The organism is Saccharopolyspora sp. 6V (genome assembly GCF_020176785.1).
Lineage (GTDB): Bacteria > Actinomycetota > Actinomycetes > Mycobacteriales > Pseudonocardiaceae > Saccharopolyspora_C > Saccharopolyspora_C gregorii.
In genome coordinates this window covers 38261-56422 of record NZ_JAIUKB010000079.1, presented here as the reverse complement: position 1 = coordinate 56422, position 18162 = coordinate 38261, and the positions used below count along the sequence as shown (strand labels likewise).

Genomic DNA, 18162 nt, shown 5'->3' with positions numbered 1-18162 from the left:
GGGGGGGGCGGGGGGGGGCGCGGCGCCCCCCCGGGGGGCCGGGGGGGGGGTGGTCCCCCTCCGCGTGGGGTGGGGGGGTCAGATCCCCCCGGGGGGGGGGGGGGCCCCCCCCCCCCGCGGAACGGTATGCCGAAGCGGAGGCGGAAATGGTGGGCGAGCGGTGCTGACGGTGGATTTCGACCTGCTCGGCGTGCGGGCGGGGCAGCGGGTGCTGGACCTCGGGTGCGGTGCCGGACGGCACTCCTTCGAGTACCTGCGGCGCGGCGCGAACGTGGTGGCCTTCGACCAGGACACCGAGGCGCTGGCCGAGGTGGAGACGATGTTCGGCGCGATGGCCGCCGCCGGTGAGGTGCCGGAAGGGGCGTCGGCGACGACGGTCAGCGGGGACGCGCTCGGCCTGCCGTTCCCGGACGACCACTTCGACCAGGTCATCGCCTCCGAGATCATGGAGCACATCCCGGAGGACGAGAAGGCCATGCGCGAACTGGTGCGCGTGGTGCGGCCCGGCGGCCGCGTCGTGGTGACGGTCCCGCGGCAGTGGCCGGAGCGGATCTGCTGGGCGCTGTCCGACGAGTACCACCAGGTCGAGGGCGGGCACGTGCGCATCTACCAGCGCGAGCAGCTGATCGGCCGGTTGCGGGAGGCGGGGTTGCGCGAGGTGCACCACCACCACGCGCACGCGCTGCACTCGCCGTACTGGTGGCTCAAGTGCGCGGTGGGCGTGGACGACGGGGACCACCCGCTGCCGAAGCTGTACCACAAGCTGCTGGTGTGGGACCTGATGAAGAAGCCGTGGCTGACCCGGACCGTCGAGTCCGCGCTGAACCCGGTGCTCGGCAAGAGCCTCGCGGTGTACCTGTACAAACCGGGAGTCGCGAGTGCCTGACCTGCCGGCCGTCGACGGGGTGGTCTCCGCGCCGCAGGTGCTGGCGACCGCGCGGTCCATCGCCGCGGTGCAGCTGCGTTCCGGCGCGGTGCCGTGGTTCCCCGGCGGGCACGTGGACCCGTGGGACCACGTCGAGTCGGCGATGGCCCTGTCGGCGGCCGGCCTGGTCACCGAGGCCGAACGGGCCTACGAGTGGCTGCGCGCGACGCAGCGCTCGGACGGGTCCTGGCCGCTGCAGGTGCGGGACGGCGCGGTGGAGGACGCCGCGTCGGACAGCAACTTCTGCGCCTACCCGGCGGTCGGCGTCTGGCACCACGTCACGACCACCGGTGACGAGGGGTTCGCCGAGCGGATGTGGCCGGTGGTGCGGCGGGCGATCGACTTCGTGCTGGGCCTGCAGCAGGCCAGGGGCGAGGTCGCCTGGGCCCGGGGCACCGGCGGCGAGGTCGCGGGGGAGGCGCTGCTGGCGGGCAGCGCCAGCATCCACCACAGCCTGGTGTGCGCGCTGGCGCTGGCCGAGCACCTCGGCGTCGCGCAGCCGGACTGGGAGGTGGCGCTGGAGCGGCTGGCGCACGCGCTGCGCCACCACCCGGAGGCGTTCGCGGCGAAGGACCGCTACGCGATGGACTGGTACTACCCGGTCCTGGGCGGACCGCTGCGCGATGCCACCGGCCACGACCGGATCATGCGGCGCTGGTCGGACTTCTTCGTCGACGGGCTCGGCGTGCGGTGCGTGGACGACAACCCCTGGGTGACGGGCGCGGAGACCTGCGAGCTGGTGCTGAGCCTGGAGCTGCTGGGGCGGCGGGAGCTGGCGGTGCAGGCGCTGGCCTCGATGCAGCACCTGCGCGAGGAGGACGGTTCGTACTGGACCGGCCTGGTCTACTCCGACCGCAAGCGGTGGCCGGTGGAGCGCACCACGTGGACGGGGGCGGCGATGGTGCTGGCCGCGGACGTGCTGCGCCGCGCGACGCCGGGCGCCGCGATCTTCCACACCGCCCGGCCCGGCCCGCCGACCGGCGCCCGCCCGGTGGACAACGCCTGCGGCTGCCCCGCGCGGCTCTCGGAGCTCGTCACCGACTGATCGGGCCCGGCAGCCCACCCGCCCGTTCTCGCCGGACCGGTGGGCCGCTCGTCCGGAGTCAGAGGGTGCCGGGTTCGCCCGCGGTGCGTTCCAGCACGCGCAGCGAGCCGACCTGGCGGACCTCCCGGAAGTTCCCGCCGTCGAGGGCGCGGCGGTAGATGCGGTACGGCGCCTGCCCGCCGTCGGCCGGGTCGGGGAACACGTCGTGGATGACCAGCGCCCCGCCGGGCGCGACCCACGGCGCCCAGCCCTCGAAGTCGGTGTTCGCCGCCTCGTCGGTGTGCCCGCCGTCGATGAACACCAGGTTCAGCGGGCTGCGCCAGAACGAGGACGTGGTGCGGGAGCTGCCGACGATCGCCACCACCTCGTCCTCCAGGCCGGCGTCGGCGATCGTGCGGCGGAACACGCCGAGCGTGTCGAGCTTGCCGACCTGCGGGTCCACCAGCTGCGGGTCGTGGTACTCCCAGCCGGGCTGGTGCTCCTCGGAGCCGCGGTGGTGGTCGACGGTGACGATGCGGCCGCCGGTGGCGCGGGCCGCCGCGCCCAGGTAGATCGTCGATTTCCCGCAGTAGGACCCGACCTCGACGGCCAGCCCGGTGCCGAGGAAGTCGAGGGCGGCGCGGTGCAGCGCGAGCCCTTCGTCGGCGGGCATGAAGCCGATCGCCCGCTCGGCCTTGGCCGCGAGTTCGGGCGGCAGGCTGGGGGTTCCGGTCGTCGCGGTCGGTGTCACGTGAGTCCTTTCGGGTCCGGCTGTCCCGCCGAGCCTACGCAGGAACACCCCGAATCAGGTAGAACGTGTTCTACCTAGTCTCCGGCGTGGGAGGGCGCGATGCCGATCGCGAGCACCGAACTGCAGCGCGACGTGCGGGAGTCGATCCGGGCGTGGGCCGACCGGCTCGACGGCACCGGCGAGGTGCGGGCCCGCGAAGAACCCGGAACCCGGTGGGAACCGGGCCGCGGCTGGGCGGAGTTGGCCGAGTTGGGCGTGTTCGCCATCGCGGTGCCGGAGCGCAACGGTGGCGCGGGCGGCGGGATGGCCGATCTGGCGGCGGCGCTGGAACCGGTGGCCGAGGCGCTGCCGCCCGGGCCGATCGCCTCGACCTGCGCGGCCGGCGTGCTGCTCGGCCGTGGTGGAGATCTCCCCGCCGTGCTGCCGGAACTGGCCGCGGGTGCGCTCCCGGTCGCGGTCGCGGCCGGCCCCGGAGGACTGGTCGCCGAAGCGGGCCCGCGCGGCGGGCTGCTCGTGTCCGGCGTGGTCGATCCGGTGCCGTCCGCGCCGGACGCCGCGCGCCTGCTGCTCGCCGCGCGCGGCCCGGACGGGCGGGACGCGTGGTTCCTGCTCGACGCGGCCCGCGCCCGGATCGAACCGCGCCGCGCGCTGGACTTCTCCCGCTCGCTGGGCCGGATCGAGCTCTCCGGCGTCGAGGTCGGCGCGGAGTCGCTGCTGCCCGGGATGGGCACTGCGGAGGTGCGCGACGTGCTGGTGACCCTCGCGGCGGCCGAGGCCTCCGGGGTCGCCGGGTGGTGCCTGCGCACGGCGGTGGCGCACGCCCGCACCCGCGAGCAGTTCGGCCGGGTGATCGGGAGCTTCCAGGCCGTCAAGCACCTGTGCGCCGAGATGCTGTGCCGCGCCGAGCAGGTCGCCGCGCTGGCCTGGGACGCGGCCCGCGCGCTGGACGAGGACCCCGGCCAGCACCCGCTCGCGGCCGCGGCGGCCGGGGCGATCGCGCTGGACGCGGCGGTGGACACCGCGAAGGACTGCGTGCAGGTGCTCGGCGGCATCGGCTTCACCTGGGAGCACGACGCGCACCTGCACCTGCGGCGCGCGGTGGCCCTGCGGCAGTGGCTCGGCGGGGGAGGGGCGTGGCGGCGGCGCACCGCCGAGCTCGCCCTGGGTGGTGCCCGCCGCGAGCTCGGCGCGGTCGGCGAGCTGCGCGCGGCGGTGCGGGAGCGGCGGGCGGAAGTGCGCGCCACCGCCCGGGAACTGGCGCGGACTCCGGCCGGTGAGCAGCGGGCGCGGCTGGTCGACACCGGTTACCTCGCGCCGCACTGGCCGCGCCCGCACGGCCTCGACGCGGGCCCCGGCCTGCAGCTGCTGATCGACGAGGAGCTGCGCGCCGCCGGGGTGGTCCGCCCGGACCTGGTGATCGGCGGCTGGGCGGTGCCGACGCTGCTCGGGCACGGCACGGCCGAGCAGTGCGCGCGGTTCGTGCGGCCCACCGCGCTCGGCGAGATCACCTGGTGCCAGCTGTTCAGCGAACCCGGGGCGGGCTCCGACCTGGCCGGGCTGCGCACCCGTGCCGAACGGGTGCCCGGCGGGTGGCGGCTGCACGGGCAGAAGGTGTGGACGTCGATGGCCCGCGAGGCGCACTGGGCGATCTGCCTGGCCCGCACCGACCCGGACGTGCCGAAGCACCGCGGCATCACCTACTTCCTGGTGGACATGGCGGCCGAGGGCATCGACGTGCGCCCGCTGCGGGAGATCACCGGCGAGTCGGTGTTCAACGAGGTGTTCCTGGACGGCGTGTTCGTGCCCGACGAGCAGGTGGTGGGCGAACCGGGTCAGGGCTGGCGGCTGGCGCGCACCACGCTGTCCGGCGAGCGGGTCGCGATGGGCGGTGGTTCGGCGCTGGGCGCGGAGGTGGAAGCGCTGCTGGCGGTGGCGCGGGAGGCGGACGATCCCGGGCTGGACCGGGTGGGCGCGCGGGTGGCGGAGGGCCTGTCGGTGTCGCTGCTGCGTTCGCGGGCGACGCTGCTGAGCCTGGAAGGCCGCGATCCGGGCGCGCAGGCGAGCGTGGAGAAGCTGGTCGGGGTGCGCCACCGCCAGCAGGTCGCGGAGACGGCGTTGGAACTGCTCGGACCGGAGGGCGCGGCGGCCGACGGTGCGGCGGCGGGACCGGCGCGGGAGTTCCTGCTCAGCCGGTGCCTGAGCATCGCAGGCGGCACCACGCAGGTGCTGCGCACGGTCGCGGCCGAGCGGATCCTGGGCCTGCCGCGGAGCTGAACCCTTGCGCCGGGACCACCCGTGCGGCTAGAACTAGAACAAGTTCCATTCATGGTCCGGGCTGGGCGACGCGGGGAGCCGATGTGGATTTCGCACTCGACGACACGCATCAACCGTTGCGGGAGCTGGCGAACGACGTCCTCGTCCGCGAACGCGATCGGAGCCGGAACGCGCCGGACGGCGACGGATCCGGAACGGGTTCTCGCACCTGGAAGGCGCTGGCCGCCGCCGGACTGCTCTCGCTGGCCGTCCCGGAACGCCTCGGCGGCGCCGGGCTCGGCCCGCTGGCCACCGCCGTGCTGCTCGCCGAGATCGGCAGGCACGCGGCCCCCGTCCCGGCGCTGGCGACCACGGCGTTCGGCGTGCTGCCGGTGGCCCGGCACGGCACCCCCGTCCAGCAGGACCGGCTGCTCGGCGAGGTCGGATCCGGGCAGGTGCTCACCGCCGCGCTCGGCGAACCCTCCGCGCCGCTGACCCCCGCACCCCGCACCTCGGCCCGGCCGGACGGCGCCGAGCTGGTCGTCACCGGCACCAAGACCGACGTGCCCGCGGCCGCCGCGGCCCGCGAGATCCTGGTCCCGGTCACCGTCGAAGGCGGTGGGACCGCCGTCGCGCTGCTGCGGCCCGACGCGCCCGGCGTCGAGCTGGAACCCACCTCGACCTCCGGCGGCACCGCGTGGACCGCGCGCTTCGCGCAGGCGCGCGGCGAACGGCTCGGCGGCGCGGACGCGCTGCCCGACCTGCTGCGGTGCGCCCGCGCCGGGATCTGCGCGCTCGGCGACGGCGCCCTCGCGGGTGCGCTCGCGCTCACCACCGAGCACGTGCGCACCCGCACCCAGTTCGGCAGGCCGCTCGCGGCGTTCCAAGCCGTCGCCTGGCAGATCGCCGACGTGCACATCGCCGCCCGCACCCTGCACCTCGCGGTGCTCGCGGCCTGCTGGCGGCTCGACGAGCGGCGCCCCGCCGAGGAGGACCTGGCGGTCGCCGCGCTGTGGCTCACCGAGCAGGCCCCGGCCGCGCTGCACACCTGCCACCACCTGCACGGCGGGATCGGGCTCGACGTCACCTACCCGTTGCACCGGCACCACTCGCTGGTGAAGGACCTGACCAGGCTGCTGGGCGGCCCCGGGAGCGCGGTGGACGCGCGCGCCGACCGGCTCGCGCGGCGGTGAGGAGCACCCGTGTTCATCGACTGCACCGAGCAGCAGCAGGCGCTGCGCGCCGAACTGCGAGAGTACTTCGGCGGACTGCTCAGCGAGGAGGAGCGGGCCGAACTCGGCACCGAGCGGCACGGCGCGGTGTTCCGCGACGTGGTGCGGCGGATGGGCCGCGACGGGTGGCTCGGCGTCGGCTGGCCCGTGGAGTACGGCGGCCGCGGGTTCGGCCCGGTGGCCCAGCACATCTTCGCCAGCGAGGCGGCGCGCGCCGACGTGCAGCTGCCCTCGGTGACGCTGCAGACGGTGGGCCCGACGCTGCTGGCGCACGGCACGCCCGAGCAGAAGGCCCACTTCCTGCCCAAGATCCTCGCCGGGGAGCTGCACTTCGCCATCGGCTACACCGAACCGGAGGCGGGCACCGACCTGGCCGCGCTGCGCACCCGCGCCGTGCGCGACGGCGACCACTACGTGGTGGACGGCCAGAAGATCTTCACCACCGGCGCGCACGACGCCGACCACATCTGGCTGGCCTGCCGCACCGACCCGGACGCGCCGAAGCACCGGGGGATCTCGATCCTCATCGTGGACACCACCGACCCCGGCTACTCGTGGACGCCGATCATCACCTGCGACGGGGCGCACCACGTCAACGCCACCTACTTCACCGGGGTGCGGGTGCCGGTGTCGCGGCTCGTGGGGGAGCAGGACCGCGGCTGGCAGCTGATCACCACCCAGCTCAACCACGAGCGGGTCATGCTCGGGCCCGCCGGGCGCATCGACGGGATGGCCGCGCGCGTCCGGGACTGGGCGGCCGCGCGCCGCGACCCGGACGGCACCCCGCTGGTGGAGCTGCCGGACGTGCGGCGCGCGCTGGCGCTCGCGCACGCCTGCACCCGGGTGAACGAGCTGCTGAACTGGCAGGTCGCCGCGGGCGGGCCGGTGGCGGCGGCGGACGCCTCGACGACGAAGGTGCTCACCTCCGAGCGCATCCAGTCCCTGGGCCGGCTGTTCGAGGAGGTGGTGGCCCGGCACGGCGACGCCGCCGACCCCGGCACCGGGCGGCTGCTGGACTGGCTGGACGTGCAGGGCAAGCGGAACTTGGTGCTCACCTTCGGCGGCGGTGTCAACGAGGTCCAGCGGGAGCTGATCGCCACGGCCGGTCTCGGATTGCCCAGGGTCCCGCGGTGAGCGGCACGAGCCCGCCGCGACCGGTGCTGACCGGCTTCGCCGTGGCGGGGCGCGGGGATCGGGGACGGGCGCTGGAGCGGAGGGAGCGGTGATGGGCGTGCAGGTGGAGCGGGACGCCGATGCGGAGATCCGGGCGGTGGCCGAGCGGATCCGGGCGGCGGGGGAGTCGGGGCCGCGGCTCGCGCGGGACCCGGTGAACCAACCGGTGATCAACAACTGGGTGGAGGCGCTGGGCGACGAGAACCCCGTCTACACCGACGAATCCGCGGCCACCGCGTCCGTCCACGGTGGACTCGTCGCCCCGCCCGCGATGGCGCAGGTGTGGACGATGCCCGGGCTGCGCCCCGACTTCGACACCGACGATCCGCTGCACGCGATGATGACCGCGCTGGACGAGCGCGGTTTCACCTCGGTGGTCGCGACGAACAGCGAGCAGACCTACCACCGGTACCTGCGCCACGGCGAGCGGATCGGCGTCACCACCCGGCTCGAATCGGTGGTCGGCCCCAAGCGGACCGGCCTCGGCGACGGCTGGTTCGTCACCACCCGCAGCACCTGGTACTCCGGGGCGGAACCGGTCGCGGAGATGATGTTCCGGGTGCTGAAGTTCCGGCCGCCGCAGGGGGAACCGGCGCCGGCGATCCTGCCCGCGATCAGCCGGGACACCGCGTACTTCTGGGCGGGCACCGCCGAGCGGGAGCTCCGGATCCAGCGCTGCGGCGGTTGCGGCCTGCTGCGCCACCCGCCCGGCCCGATGTGCCCGGAGTGCGGCGCCACCTCGCCGACGCACCTGGTCGCCGCCGGGCTCGGTGAGGTGTACAGCTACGTGGTGCACCACCACCCGCCGCTACCGGGCAAGACGCTACCGCTGGTGATCGCGCTGGTGGAACTGGACGAAGGGGTGCGGATGCTCGGCGAGCTGCACGGCGTCGAACCGGACCGGGTCGAGATCGGCCTGCGGGTCCAGGTGGACTACCGGGCCGAAGGGGAGATCACCACGCCGTTCTGGCGGCCGGCCGGAGGTGCCGCATGACCACGTTGCCGCGCACGCGCACCGCCCCGGAGGTGCGGGTGGGGGAGTCGCTGCCGGAGGTGCGGATCGAGATGACGCCGACCTTCATCGTCAGCAGCGCGCTCGCCACCCGCGACTTCCAGGACGTGCACCACGACCGCGACCGGGCGCAGGCCGGGGGATCCGCGGACATCTTCGTCAACATCCTCACCAGCACCGGGCTCGCGCAGCGCTACGTCACCGACTGGGCGGGCCCGGAGGCGCTGGTGCGCGGCGTGTCGGTGCGGCTCGGCGCACCCTGCTACGCGCACGACACCTTGGCGCTGTTCGGGCAGGTGCTGTCCCGCTCGGACGACGGCGAGTTCGAGGTGGAGGTGCTGGGGCGCAACGGACTCGGCGAACACCTGCGCGGCACCGTCCGGGTCGCGCTGCCGGAGGGGGCATCATGAGCTTCGCGGGACGGACCGCCATCGCCGGGATCGGCGCCACCGAGTTCTCCAAGGACTCCGGCCGCAGCGAACTGCGACTGGCCGCCGAGGCGGTCCGCGCCGCGGTCACCGACGCCGGGCTCGAACCGTCCGATGTGGACGGACTGGTGACGTTCACGATGGACGAGAACACCGAGATCGCGGTGGCGCGCGAACTGGGCGTGCCCGAGCTGCGGTTCTTCAGCCGGGTGCACTACGGCGGCGGTGCCGCCTGTGCCACCGTGCAGCAGGCCGCGCTCGCCGTCTCGGCCGGGATCGCGGACGTCGTGGTGTGCTACCGGGCGTTCAACGAGCGCTCCGGGCACCGGTTCGGCCAGGTGCAGGCCGCCGCGGCCGCCGCCCCCACCTCGTCCGGAGTGGACAACGGCTGGAGCTATCCCGTCGGACTCGGCACCCCGGCCGCGCAGGTCGCCATGTTCGCCCGCCGCTACCTGCACGAGTACGGCGCCACCAGCGAGGACTTCGGCCGGGTCGCGGTCGTCGACCGCGCGCACGCGGCCACCAACCCGAAGGCCTGGTTCCACGGGCGGCCCATCACCCTCGCCGAGCACCAGGCGTCCCGGTGGATCACCGAGCCGCTGCACCTGCTGGACTGCTGCCAGGAGAGCGACGGCGGTGTCGCGCTCGTCGTGGTCAGCGCGGAACGGGCCCGCGACCTGCCGCACCCGCCTGCGGTCGTCGCCGCGGCGGCGCAGGGCAGCGGGCCGGACCAGTTCACCATGACCAGCTACTACCGCCAGGAGCTCGCGGCGCTCCCGGAGCTGGGACTGGTCGCTCGCCAGCTGTGGCGGCAGGCCGGGTTCGGGCCGCAGGACGTGCGGACGGCGGTGCTCTACGACCACTTCACGCCGTTCGTGCTGGTGCAGCTGGAAGAACTCGGCTTCTGCGGGCGCGGCGAGGCGCGGCACTTCATCGCCGACGGCGGTATCGGGCTGGACGGGCGGTTGCCGATCAACACCCACGGCGGTCAGCTCGGCGAGGCCTACGTGCACGGCATGAACGGCATCGCCGAGGCGGTCCGCCAGCTCCGCGGCACCGCCGCCAACCAGCTCACCGACGTCCCGAACGTCCTGGTCACCGCCGGAACCGGGGTCCCCACCAGCGGTCTCGTCCTCACCGCGGCCTGACCAGGGACGTGCCGTCGCGGGCGGGGATGCCCCGGTGGGGCGGGTGAGCACCGCGTCCCGGACCCGGCGGCGGTGCGCGCGGGATCAGCGCGGCAGGCGGGCGATGGCGGTGATGATGAGGCCGTCGTCGGCGAGCCAGCGCCCGGCGAACGACGTGAGCGGCTCGCCCTCCACCTCCGGCCCGGTCTTGAGCAGTCGCGCGGCGAACGTTCCGTCCCGGTCGAGGGTGAGGTCGGCGTCCTCGAACCCCAGCCACTCCCGCGCGATCGGGAACCACGCCTTGTACACGGATTCCTTGGCGCTGAACAGGATCCGGTCCCAGTGCACGGACGGGTCCGCAGTGGACAGCGCCTCGATCCGCGGCCGTTCGGCCGGCAGCGTCACCGCGTTGAGCACCCCGTCCGGCAGCGCGTCGTGCGGCTCGGCGTCGATGCCGACGGTGAGCACCGAGTCCCGCAGCCCGACGACGGCGGCCCGGTAGCCGGCGCAGTGCGTCATGCTGCCCACCACCCCGTCCGGCCAGCCGGGTGCGCCCCGCTCGCCGGGCAGCAGCGGTGCGGCGGGCACGCCGATCTTCGCGAGGGCGGCGCGGGCGCAGTGCCGCGCGGTGGTGAACTCGCGGCGCCGCTTGTCCACGGCGCGCGCGATGACCGCCGCCTCCTCGTCGAACAGCCAGGCGTCCGGCGGATCGGTGCGGGTCTCCTCCCAGGCGAGTTCGCCGGGCAGCAGGCGTTCGATCACGACGTCTCCTCCGGGAAGACCAGGCGCAGCGGATCGTCCGGCAGCCCGTGCCGCTTCCACTCGCGCGGGTAGCCCACCGACACCTCCTGGAACCGCACGCCGTCGTGCCAGGTGGTGCGCGGGATGTGCAGGTGCCCGTAGACGACCGCGGCCGCCCGGTGCCGCAGGTGCCAGTCGGCGGTGTGCACCGTGCCGCACCACTGCGCGAACTGCGGGTACCAGAGCACGTCGGTGGGTTCGCGCACCAGCGGGTAGTGGTTCACCAGCACCGTCGGCAGTTCCGGGTCGCACTCGGCGAGCCGGCGCTCGCTGTAGGACAGCCGGGCCCGGCACCAGTCGTCGCGGGTCGGGTGCGGATCGGGGTGCAGCAGGAACTCGTCGCTGCACACCACGCCCGACTCGTGCGCGACCGCCAGCGCCTCCTCCTTCGTGGAGGTCCCGGCGGGGCGGAACGTGTAGTCGTAGAGCACGAACAGCGGCGCGATCGTCACCGGCCCGCCGCGCCCGGTCCACACCGGGAACTCGTCCTCCGGCGTGACGACGCCGAGTTCGCGGCAGCGGCGCACCAGTTCCAGGTAGCGGGCTTCGCCGCGCAGCTGCAGCGGGTCCTGCTTCGGCGTCCACAGCTCGTGGTTGCCGGGAACCCAGATGACCTTCGCGAACCGTTCGGCGAGCATGCCCAGCGCCCAGGAGATGTCCTCGGACAGCTCGCCCACGTCGCCCGCGACGATCAGCCAGTCCTCGTCGGTGCGGGGCCGCAGCCCGCGCGCGATGTCCTTGTTCTCGGCCATCGCGACGTGCAGATCGCTGACGGCCAGCAGTTCGCCGGAGCTCATGATGCGGCGATCATATCCGAGCCGCGCGGCCCGCCCGCCCGTTCCGCGGGCCTTCTAGGGGTTCTCCTGCCCGTCCGATCGCCGGTGCGGGGGGCTGCCCGGCGGAGTCCCACGATCCGAGAGCCCAATCCTGTCGTACCGGGTTGGGTTTACAGCGGGCGCGGCGCGTGGCTACCGTGATCGCATGGCCCGGACGTCGACGCTCACCACGCGCGGATACGTGGATTTCGCCCGAGTGTCCTCCGCGCTCTGTAGCGCCTGAGCCCTTCCTCCCGCCCGGCCCCGGGCACCCTCCGCACCGCACGGCCGCTCCCGAACCGGAGCGCCCGGTACCGCGTCGACGCCGACGCGCCCTCGAACTCCGCCGCACCGCGCCGAACCCGGCCGGTGCCGCCTCCCCGCATGCCAGTGGAGCGTGACGATGACCTTGCCAGCGCCCGAGAGCGCCCGATCCGACACCGGCCCCGGCCCCGGCGCGATACCCGTCACGACGGTGCGCACCGACCGGGCAAAGGGGGAGCAGCGGCTGCCCCGCTGGCTGGTCAAGACCTTCAGCCCGATCGGGCTGATCGTGCTGTGGCAGGTGCTCAGCTCCACCGGTGTCCTCGACGACGACACGCTCGCCTCCCCGGGCACGGTCGCCGCCACCGCCTGGGAGATGTGGCAGGAGGGCCGGTTGCAGGACGCGGTGCTCGCCTCGGTGCAGCGCGTCGCGGTCGGCCTCGTCTTCGGCCTGGTCGCCGCCGTCGTGCTCGCGACCCTCTCCGGGCTGTTCCGGCGCGGGGAGGACATCGCCGACGCCCCGATGCAGATGCTGCGCACCGTGCCGGTGATCGGCCTCATCCCGCTGCTGATCATCTGGTTCGGGATCGGGGAGACGCCGAAGATCGTGCTCATCGCGCTCGCGGTGACCTTCCCGCTGTACATGAACATCTTCGGCGGCATCCGCAACGTGGACGCCGGGCTGGTCGAAGCGGCCAAGACCCTCGGGCTCGGCTGGTTCGCCCAGGTGCGGCACGTGATCCTGCCTGCGGCGATGCCGAACGCGCTGGTGGGGCTGCGGTTCTCGCTCGGCTCGGCGTGGCTGGCGCTGGTGTTCGGCGAGACGATCAACGCGACGGCCGGCATCGGCTACGAGATGAACATGGCCCGCGAGTTCTTCCAGACCGACGTGATCGTCGTGTGCCTGGTGCTCTACGCCCTGCTCGGCCTGGTGGCCGACTTCCTCGTCCGACTTCTCGAAAGGACCGTGCTGGCATGGCGACCGGCTTTCCGCGGAGCGTGACCGAATCCGCACCCGACACCGACCAGGTGACCCCCGAGCCCACCGGCGTCGCGGGGGCCCCCGCGCCCGCCGAGTCGGCGGCCTCCGTGCGCGGGCTCACCAAGAGCTTCGGCGACCGCACCGTGCTCGACGGCCTGGACCTGGACATCGAACCCGGCCAGTTCGTCGCCCTGCTCGGCCCCAGCGGCTGCGGCAAGAGCACCCTGCTGCGCATCCTCGCCGACCTCGACCACGAGATCAGCGGCGAAGTGCGGGTCGCCCAGCGGCGCGCCGTCGCCTTCCAGGCGCCGCGGCTGCTGCCGTGGAAGCGGGTGTGGCGCAACGTGGTCCTCGGCCTGCGCGGCAGGCCGGACCGGGCCAAGGCCGTGGCGGCGCTGGAGGAGGTGGGCCTCGGGCACCGGGTCGACGAGTGGCCGAAGGTGCTCTCCGGCGGCGAGGCGCAGCGCGCGTCGCTGGCCCGCGCCCTGGTGCGGGAACCGGACCTGCTGCTGCTCGACGAACCGTTCTCCGCGCTCGACGCGCTCACCCGGATCAAGGTGCAGGCGCTGGTGGGGGAGCTGTGGCAGCGGCACGGCTGCGCGATCCTGCTGGTCACCCACGACGTGGACGAGGCGCTGCTGGTCGCCGCCCGGGTGCTGCTGCGGGACGGCGGCGGCATCGTGCACGACCAGCTCGTCGAGCACCCCCGCCCGCGCGACGTGGCCGCGCCCGCGTTCGTCGCCCAGCGCGCCGAACTCCTCTCGTGGCTCGGCGTGCACTGACCGACCCCCTCCCCGCGGCGCGCTCCTCCGCCGCTCCACCCCGGCCCCGCGGGCCGCCGGCGCGGTCCCGCGCGCCCGCGCGGCGGGCCCCGGGAACCGAGACAGGAAGTGTCTGACCATGAGTGTGGAAATCGTCGGCATGATCGGCGCCCAGCACGTCTCCGAGATCCACCCGGCGAGCGGCCCCGCCGTGGACCCCGCGTTCCTGCGCCGCTTCGCCCGCGCCCACGAGGACGGCGGCTTCGACCGGGTCCTCATCGGCCACGGCTCCGGATCCCCGGACGGCACCCAGCTGGCCGCGCACGTCGCCGCGCACACCGACCGGCTCGGGCTGCTCATCGCGCACCGGCCCGGATTCGTGGCACCCACGCTGGCCGCGCGGACCTTCGCCACGCTGGACGCGCTGTCCGGCGGGCGGATCGCGGTGCACGTCATCTCCGGCGGCAGCGACGCCGACCAGCGCCGCGACGGCGACCACCTGGACAAGGAGCAGCGCTACGCGCGCACCGACGAGTACCTGGAGGTGCTCGAGCGGGCGTGGACCGAGGATGGGCCGATCGACCACGACGGGCCGAACTACCGGATCGAGGACTTCAGCACCGCGGTGAAACCCGTGCAGCGGCCCCGGATCCCGCTGTACTTCGGCGGTTCCTCCGCGGCGGCCTACCGGGTCGGCGGCAAGCACGCCGACGTGTTCGCGCTGTGGGGCGAGCCGCTGGCCGAGACCGCCGAGCAGATCGCCTCCGTCCGCGCCGCCGCGCGGGCCGCCGGACGCACCGACGTGCCCGGCATCAGCGTGTCGTTCCGGCCCATCCTCGGCGCCACCGAGGAGCTCGCCTGGGAGCGCGCGCACTCCGTGCTGGACCGGATCCGGGCCGCTCGCGGCGGGTTCGGCTCCTTCACCGGGCCGAAGACGCTGGGCAAGGACGCCGAGGTCGCCAACGTCGGCTCGCAGCGCCTGCTGGCAGCGGCCGCCAAGGGCGAGCTGCACGACCGGGCGCTGTGGACCCCGACCTCCCAGGCCACCAACGCGGCCGGGAACTCCACCGCGCTCGTCGGCACCGCCGAGACCGTCGCGAAGGCACTCGCCGACTACGTGGACATCGGGGTGACCACGCTGCTCATCCGCGGCTACGACCCGCTCGACGACGCCATCGACTACGGCCGGGAGCTCATCCCCGCCGTCCGCGAAGAAGTGGCGCGCCGCGCGGGCGCCGCCGAGCGGACACCGGCGTGAGCGCGCCGGACCGCCGGGTCGCCCGGGGGTGCATGATGCCGGGCACGGAACGAATGGAGTCGAGATGACCCGCAGCTGGGTGCCGGAGACCGCCTCGCGGGGCCACGTCGTGGTGCTGCACGGGCGGGGCGAACACCCCGGCCTGTACGAGCGGTTCGGCCGCAGGCTCGCCGTCGACGGCTACACCGTCGTCGTCCCGGACCTCGGCACCGGACCTGCCGACTGGTTCGACGGGGCGGGCGACACCGCCCGCATCCTCGTCGGCACCGACACCGGTGCGCTGCGCGCCTGGGAGACCGCGCTGGAGACCGAGGTGGACGGGCTGGTGCTGGCGGGCACCCCGCTGGCCGCGGCGCCCGGTGCGCCCGCCGGGCGCGAGGACGAGATCGCCGCCCGCACCTCCTGCCCGATCCACCGCGAACGGCTCAGCGCCGACCCGGACTTCCACTGGGGCGAGCTCGACGCGGGCACCGCCGAACCGCCGCAGCGGCTCCCGGACGTGCCGGTGCTGCTGCTGCACGGCGATGCCGACGCCATCGCGCCCGTCGACCCGGTCACCCGGCTCGGCGCCGCGCACCCGCAGGCGAGCACCGCGGTGTTCAAGGACGGCGTGCACGACGTGCTCAACGACAAGGTGCACCGCAGCGTCGCCGCCCGGATCGTGCTGTTCTGCGAGGAGATCGCCAAGGGCGCCGTGGTGCTGCCGGAGGTGGCCGCGACCAGGAGCACCCGGGTGCGCCGCGCCGCGCCCGTGCACATCTCCGCGCGCGTCGACTACTCGGTGCGCGCCCTGGTGGAGCTGGCGAGCAGCGGCAGGCAGCAGACCTGCGAATCGATGGCCCGCACCCAGGGGATTCCGCTGAACTCGCTGGTGAACCTGATGGTGGAGCTGCGCCGCGGCGGCCTCGTGCACAGCCAGCGCGGCTGCGAAGGCGGCTACTGGCCGGCGCGGGACGCCGCGGAGATCACCCTCGCCGACGTGGTCCGCGTCGTCGAAGGCGCGGTGACCTCCCGGCACGACGACGCCGAGCGGGACGCGGTGTGGACGCGGCTCGGCGGCGCCGTCGCGGACTTCCTCGAACGGATCACCATCGCCGACCTGGCCGCCGAACAGCGCGCGGCGGCCTGACCCAGAACGGAGCAGTTCCATGGCGGACGCATTCCACCCCGACCTGACCTCGAAGGTCGACCCCGCGGAGAAGCAGTCGCTGCGCTCCCGGCTGCACCACATCCGCGGCAGCGAGCTGGACGGGGGCACCGCGCAGACCGAGGGCATGCAGCGGTTCGCGGCGATCAGCGGCGACACCGTCGGCTCCGAGCGGATCTGGACCGGCGAGACGCACGTGGCGCCCGCGACGGCCTCCGACAACCACCACCACGGTGAGTCGGAGACCGCGATCTACGTGGTCAGCGGCCACCCCCGGTTCGTCTTCCACGACGGCACCGAGGAGGTGCAGATCGAGACCGAGCCCGGCGACTACATCTTCGTGCCGCCGTACGTGCCGCACCGCGAGGAGAACCCGGACCCGGAGCACAAGGCCGTCGTGGTGATCTCCCGGAGCACTCAGGAGGCCATCGTCGTCAACCTCCCGGAGCTCTACGCGCTCTGACCGAGCGTCTCTCGACTTCTGCTGCGGGGTGGTCGGGTGGCGGAACCTCAGCGGGATTCCCGCTGCGGGATCGTTTTCACCGGTGGCTCCGCCACAGGCGAAAACGCTGTCCTCGCGAGGATCCCGCTGAGAACCCGCTGGTGGTCCGGCTGCGTGCGTGGTCGGCAGTTCATCGGCTTCGCCGCTGACAGGAAACGGACATGACCTACCTGGCGGGTTCGACGGCAGCTGGAGTGATCGACCGGGTGGGTGGCCCGAGGCCCGAGCTGGCCGCCCACCTCGGAGCAGGGGTGTGGGGTGGAGCACTCCGGGCGGTTGGATAGAGTTCTGCGCCTGTATCCAGGTGCACCCCCTGCGGCCGGATGCTCCTAGTCGGGGATCGGGCAGCCGATGCTGGTGGCCGCGCGACGGAAGGATCTCGTTGGCCACCCCGCTACGCAGCCCCCGGTTACCCGGGCCCAGGCAGGCCGCACTCACCCGCTACCTCACCACCGCGCAGCGCTGGTTCGCGCGGCTGCGCGCCCACGTGCTGGTCCGGCCGCGGCCGGTCATCGCCGCCGGTGCGGTGGCGCTGCTGGTCTCGCTGGTGGCGCTGTTCCTGATGAGCCGCGCCGGGCTGGGGCACGGCGCGGGCGTCGACTACCAGGTGTACCGCTGGGCGGTGCACACCTGGCTCAGCGGCGGGGACATCACGGTCGGCGGTCCGATGACGAGCGCCGACCGGATCCTGCCGTGGGTGTACCCGCCGTTCGCGCTGCTGCCGCTGGCGGTGCCATCGGTGCTGCCGTACGTGGCGGGGCTGTGGCTGCTCTACCTGACGGACCTGGTCGCGATCGGCGTGGTGCTGTACCTGGTGGCGCGGCGGACGTGGCCGCACCTGGGCCGGGAGAGCGCGGCCGCGGTGGCCGCGATCGGCCTGCCGGGCACGCTGCTGCTGGAACCGGTGTACGCGTCGTTCGGGCTGGGCCAGGTCAACGTGCTGCTGATGGGGCTGGTGGCGGTGGACTGCCTGACCGAGCACCCGCGCTGGCCGCGGGGCCTGCTGGTGGGCCTGGCCGCCGCGATCAAGCTGACGCCGGCCGCGTTCCTGCTGTTCTTCCTGGTGCGCAAGGAGTACCGGGCGGCCGCGGTCGCCGCGATCACCGCCGTCGCCGGGACCTGCTTCGGGTTCGTGCTGAACCGCTCGGCGTCGATGGACTACTGGTTCGGCACCGGTCCGGCCGCGGGCGTCAGCGGTTCCACGTACCACACCAACCAGTCGATCATGGGCGCGTTGTCCCGGCTGGACCTGCCCGCGTTGACCGAGCACGCGCTGTGGGCGCTGTGCGCGCTGGTGCTGACGCTGGTGGCGGTGCGGGTGCTGCGCACGGCGGAGGTGGCTCCGGCGTTGCTGGCGACGGCGCTGCTGGCGCTGCTGGTCTCGCCGACGTCCTGGTCGGACCACTGGGTGTGGGTGGCGCCGGGCGTGCTCGTCGCGGCCGGCACGGCGTTGCGCAGGCGCAGCCGCGGCTGGCTGGTGTCGGCGGGCGTGCTCGTGCTGGCCGCCTTCGTCACCCTGTTCCGGATGTTCCCGGCCAATGGGAACTGGAATGCGCTACAGCACCTGTTCGGCAATTCCTATCTGCTGATCGGAATCGCAATGCTTCTGCTGCTGTCGCGTTACGCGGCGGAACCGGCGCCCGCGGTGACCGGAGACCCGTCCCGCGATTGACCGTCCGGACGGGAATTGCGAATCGTGACGGTGCG

At 74.1% G+C, this 18162-nt stretch carries 17 protein-coding genes; 14 read left to right on the top strand and 3 right to left on the bottom strand.

Annotation, left to right across the window (positions count from 1 at the left end; genetic code table 11):
* Window positions 1–160 precede the first annotated feature (160 nt).
* The gene (locus LCD35_RS16475) at window positions 161–886 is read left to right on the top strand and encodes a class I SAM-dependent methyltransferase (protein ID WP_224977828.1); all 726 of its coding nucleotides are present in this window, start codon (window positions 161–163) and stop codon (window positions 884–886) included.
* The gene (locus LCD35_RS16470) at window positions 879–1970 is read left to right on the top strand and encodes a prenyltransferase (RefSeq protein WP_225044425.1); all 1092 of its coding nucleotides are present in this window, start codon (window positions 879–881) and stop codon (window positions 1968–1970) included. Before LCD35_RS16475 ends, LCD35_RS16470 begins: the two co-directional genes overlap by 8 nt.
* Before the next feature lie 58 nt (window positions 1971–2028).
* On the opposite strand, the gene LCD35_RS16465 is transcribed toward LCD35_RS16470, so the two are convergent.
* Entirely contained in the window at window positions 2029–2700 is a 672-nt protein-coding gene (locus LCD35_RS16465; protein WP_224958862.1) for a class I SAM-dependent methyltransferase, read from the bottom strand.
* Between the two features lie 99 nt (window positions 2701–2799).
* On the opposite strand from LCD35_RS16465, the gene LCD35_RS16460 reads away from it, so the two are divergent.
* From LCD35_RS16460 to LCD35_RS16435, 6 genes are all read left to right on the top strand, one after another.
* Complete coding sequence (locus LCD35_RS16460) at window positions 2800–4974, top strand: acyl-CoA dehydrogenase (protein WP_225044424.1); 2175 nt, start codon at window positions 2800–2802, stop codon at window positions 4972–4974.
* Between the two features lie 83 nt (window positions 4975–5057).
* Window positions 5058–6146, top strand: coding sequence for an acyl-CoA dehydrogenase family protein (locus LCD35_RS16455; RefSeq protein ID WP_224977831.1), 1089 nt, complete (start codon window positions 5058–5060; stop codon window positions 6144–6146).
* Window positions 6147–6155: 9 nt separating this feature from the next.
* Window positions 6156–7319, top strand: coding sequence for an acyl-CoA dehydrogenase family protein (locus LCD35_RS16450; RefSeq protein ID WP_224968150.1), 1164 nt, complete (start codon window positions 6156–6158; stop codon window positions 7317–7319).
* 91 nt (window positions 7320–7410) lie between these two features.
* The gene (locus LCD35_RS16445; protein ID WP_225044423.1) at window positions 7411–8352 is read left to right on the top strand and encodes a bifunctional MaoC family dehydratase N-terminal/OB-fold nucleic acid binding domain-containing protein; all 942 of its coding nucleotides are present in this window, start codon (window positions 7411–7413) and stop codon (window positions 8350–8352) included.
* On the top strand, window positions 8349–8780 hold the full coding sequence (locus LCD35_RS16440; protein ID WP_225044422.1) for a MaoC family dehydratase: 432 nt from the start codon (window positions 8349–8351) through the stop codon (window positions 8778–8780). The genes LCD35_RS16445 and LCD35_RS16440 overlap by 4 nt, the downstream gene beginning before the upstream one ends.
* Complete coding sequence (locus LCD35_RS16435) at window positions 8777–9946, top strand: lipid-transfer protein (RefSeq protein WP_225044421.1); 1170 nt, start codon at window positions 8777–8779, stop codon at window positions 9944–9946. The genes LCD35_RS16440 and LCD35_RS16435 overlap by 4 nt, the downstream gene beginning before the upstream one ends.
* Window positions 9947–10030: 84 nt before the next feature.
* Here LCD35_RS16435 and LCD35_RS16430 read toward each other — a convergent pair whose 3' ends face one another.
* Window positions 10031–10687: a 4'-phosphopantetheinyl transferase superfamily protein gene (locus tag LCD35_RS16430; protein ID WP_224958871.1), complete on the bottom strand. Its 657-nt coding sequence runs from the start codon at window positions 10685–10687 to the stop codon at window positions 10031–10033.
* Window positions 10684–11523 (bottom strand): metallophosphoesterase, encoded by an 840-nt coding sequence (locus tag LCD35_RS16425; protein WP_224958872.1) that lies wholly within the window; start codon window positions 11521–11523, stop codon window positions 10684–10686. The genes LCD35_RS16430 and LCD35_RS16425 overlap by 4 nt, the downstream gene beginning before the upstream one ends.
* A gap of 421 nt (window positions 11524–11944) precedes the next feature.
* Between LCD35_RS16425 and LCD35_RS16420 the strand changes: the two genes are divergently transcribed.
* The 6 genes from LCD35_RS16420 to LCD35_RS16395 all read left to right on the top strand — a co-directional run bounded on the left by LCD35_RS16420 (window position 11945) and on the right by LCD35_RS16395 (window position 18127).
* Entirely contained in the window at window positions 11945–12808 is an 864-nt protein-coding gene (locus LCD35_RS16420) for an ABC transporter permease (protein WP_224958873.1), read from the top strand.
* 26 nt (window positions 12809–12834) lie between these two features.
* Entirely contained in the window at window positions 12835–13569 is a 735-nt protein-coding gene (locus LCD35_RS16415; RefSeq protein WP_374108089.1) for an ABC transporter ATP-binding protein, read from the top strand.
* 118 nt (window positions 13570–13687) lie between these two features.
* The gene (locus LCD35_RS16410; RefSeq protein ID WP_224966866.1) at window positions 13688–14806 is read left to right on the top strand and encodes an LLM class flavin-dependent oxidoreductase; all 1119 of its coding nucleotides are present in this window, start codon (window positions 13688–13690) and stop codon (window positions 14804–14806) included.
* A 64-nt stretch (window positions 14807–14870) separates the two neighbouring features.
* A complete protein-coding gene (locus LCD35_RS16405) occupies window positions 14871–15935 on the top strand; it encodes an Rrf2 family transcriptional regulator (protein WP_224966867.1) in 1065 nt (354 codons plus the stop codon).
* 19 nt (window positions 15936–15954) lie between these two features.
* A complete protein-coding gene (locus tag LCD35_RS16400) occupies window positions 15955–16416 on the top strand; it encodes a cupin domain-containing protein (RefSeq protein WP_224958878.1) in 462 nt (153 codons plus the stop codon).
* Between the two features lie 421 nt (window positions 16417–16837).
* A complete protein-coding gene (locus LCD35_RS16395; RefSeq protein WP_225044420.1) occupies window positions 16838–18127 on the top strand; it encodes a glycosyltransferase family 87 protein in 1290 nt (429 codons plus the stop codon).
* The last annotated feature ends 35 nt before the right edge of the window (window positions 18128–18162 follow it).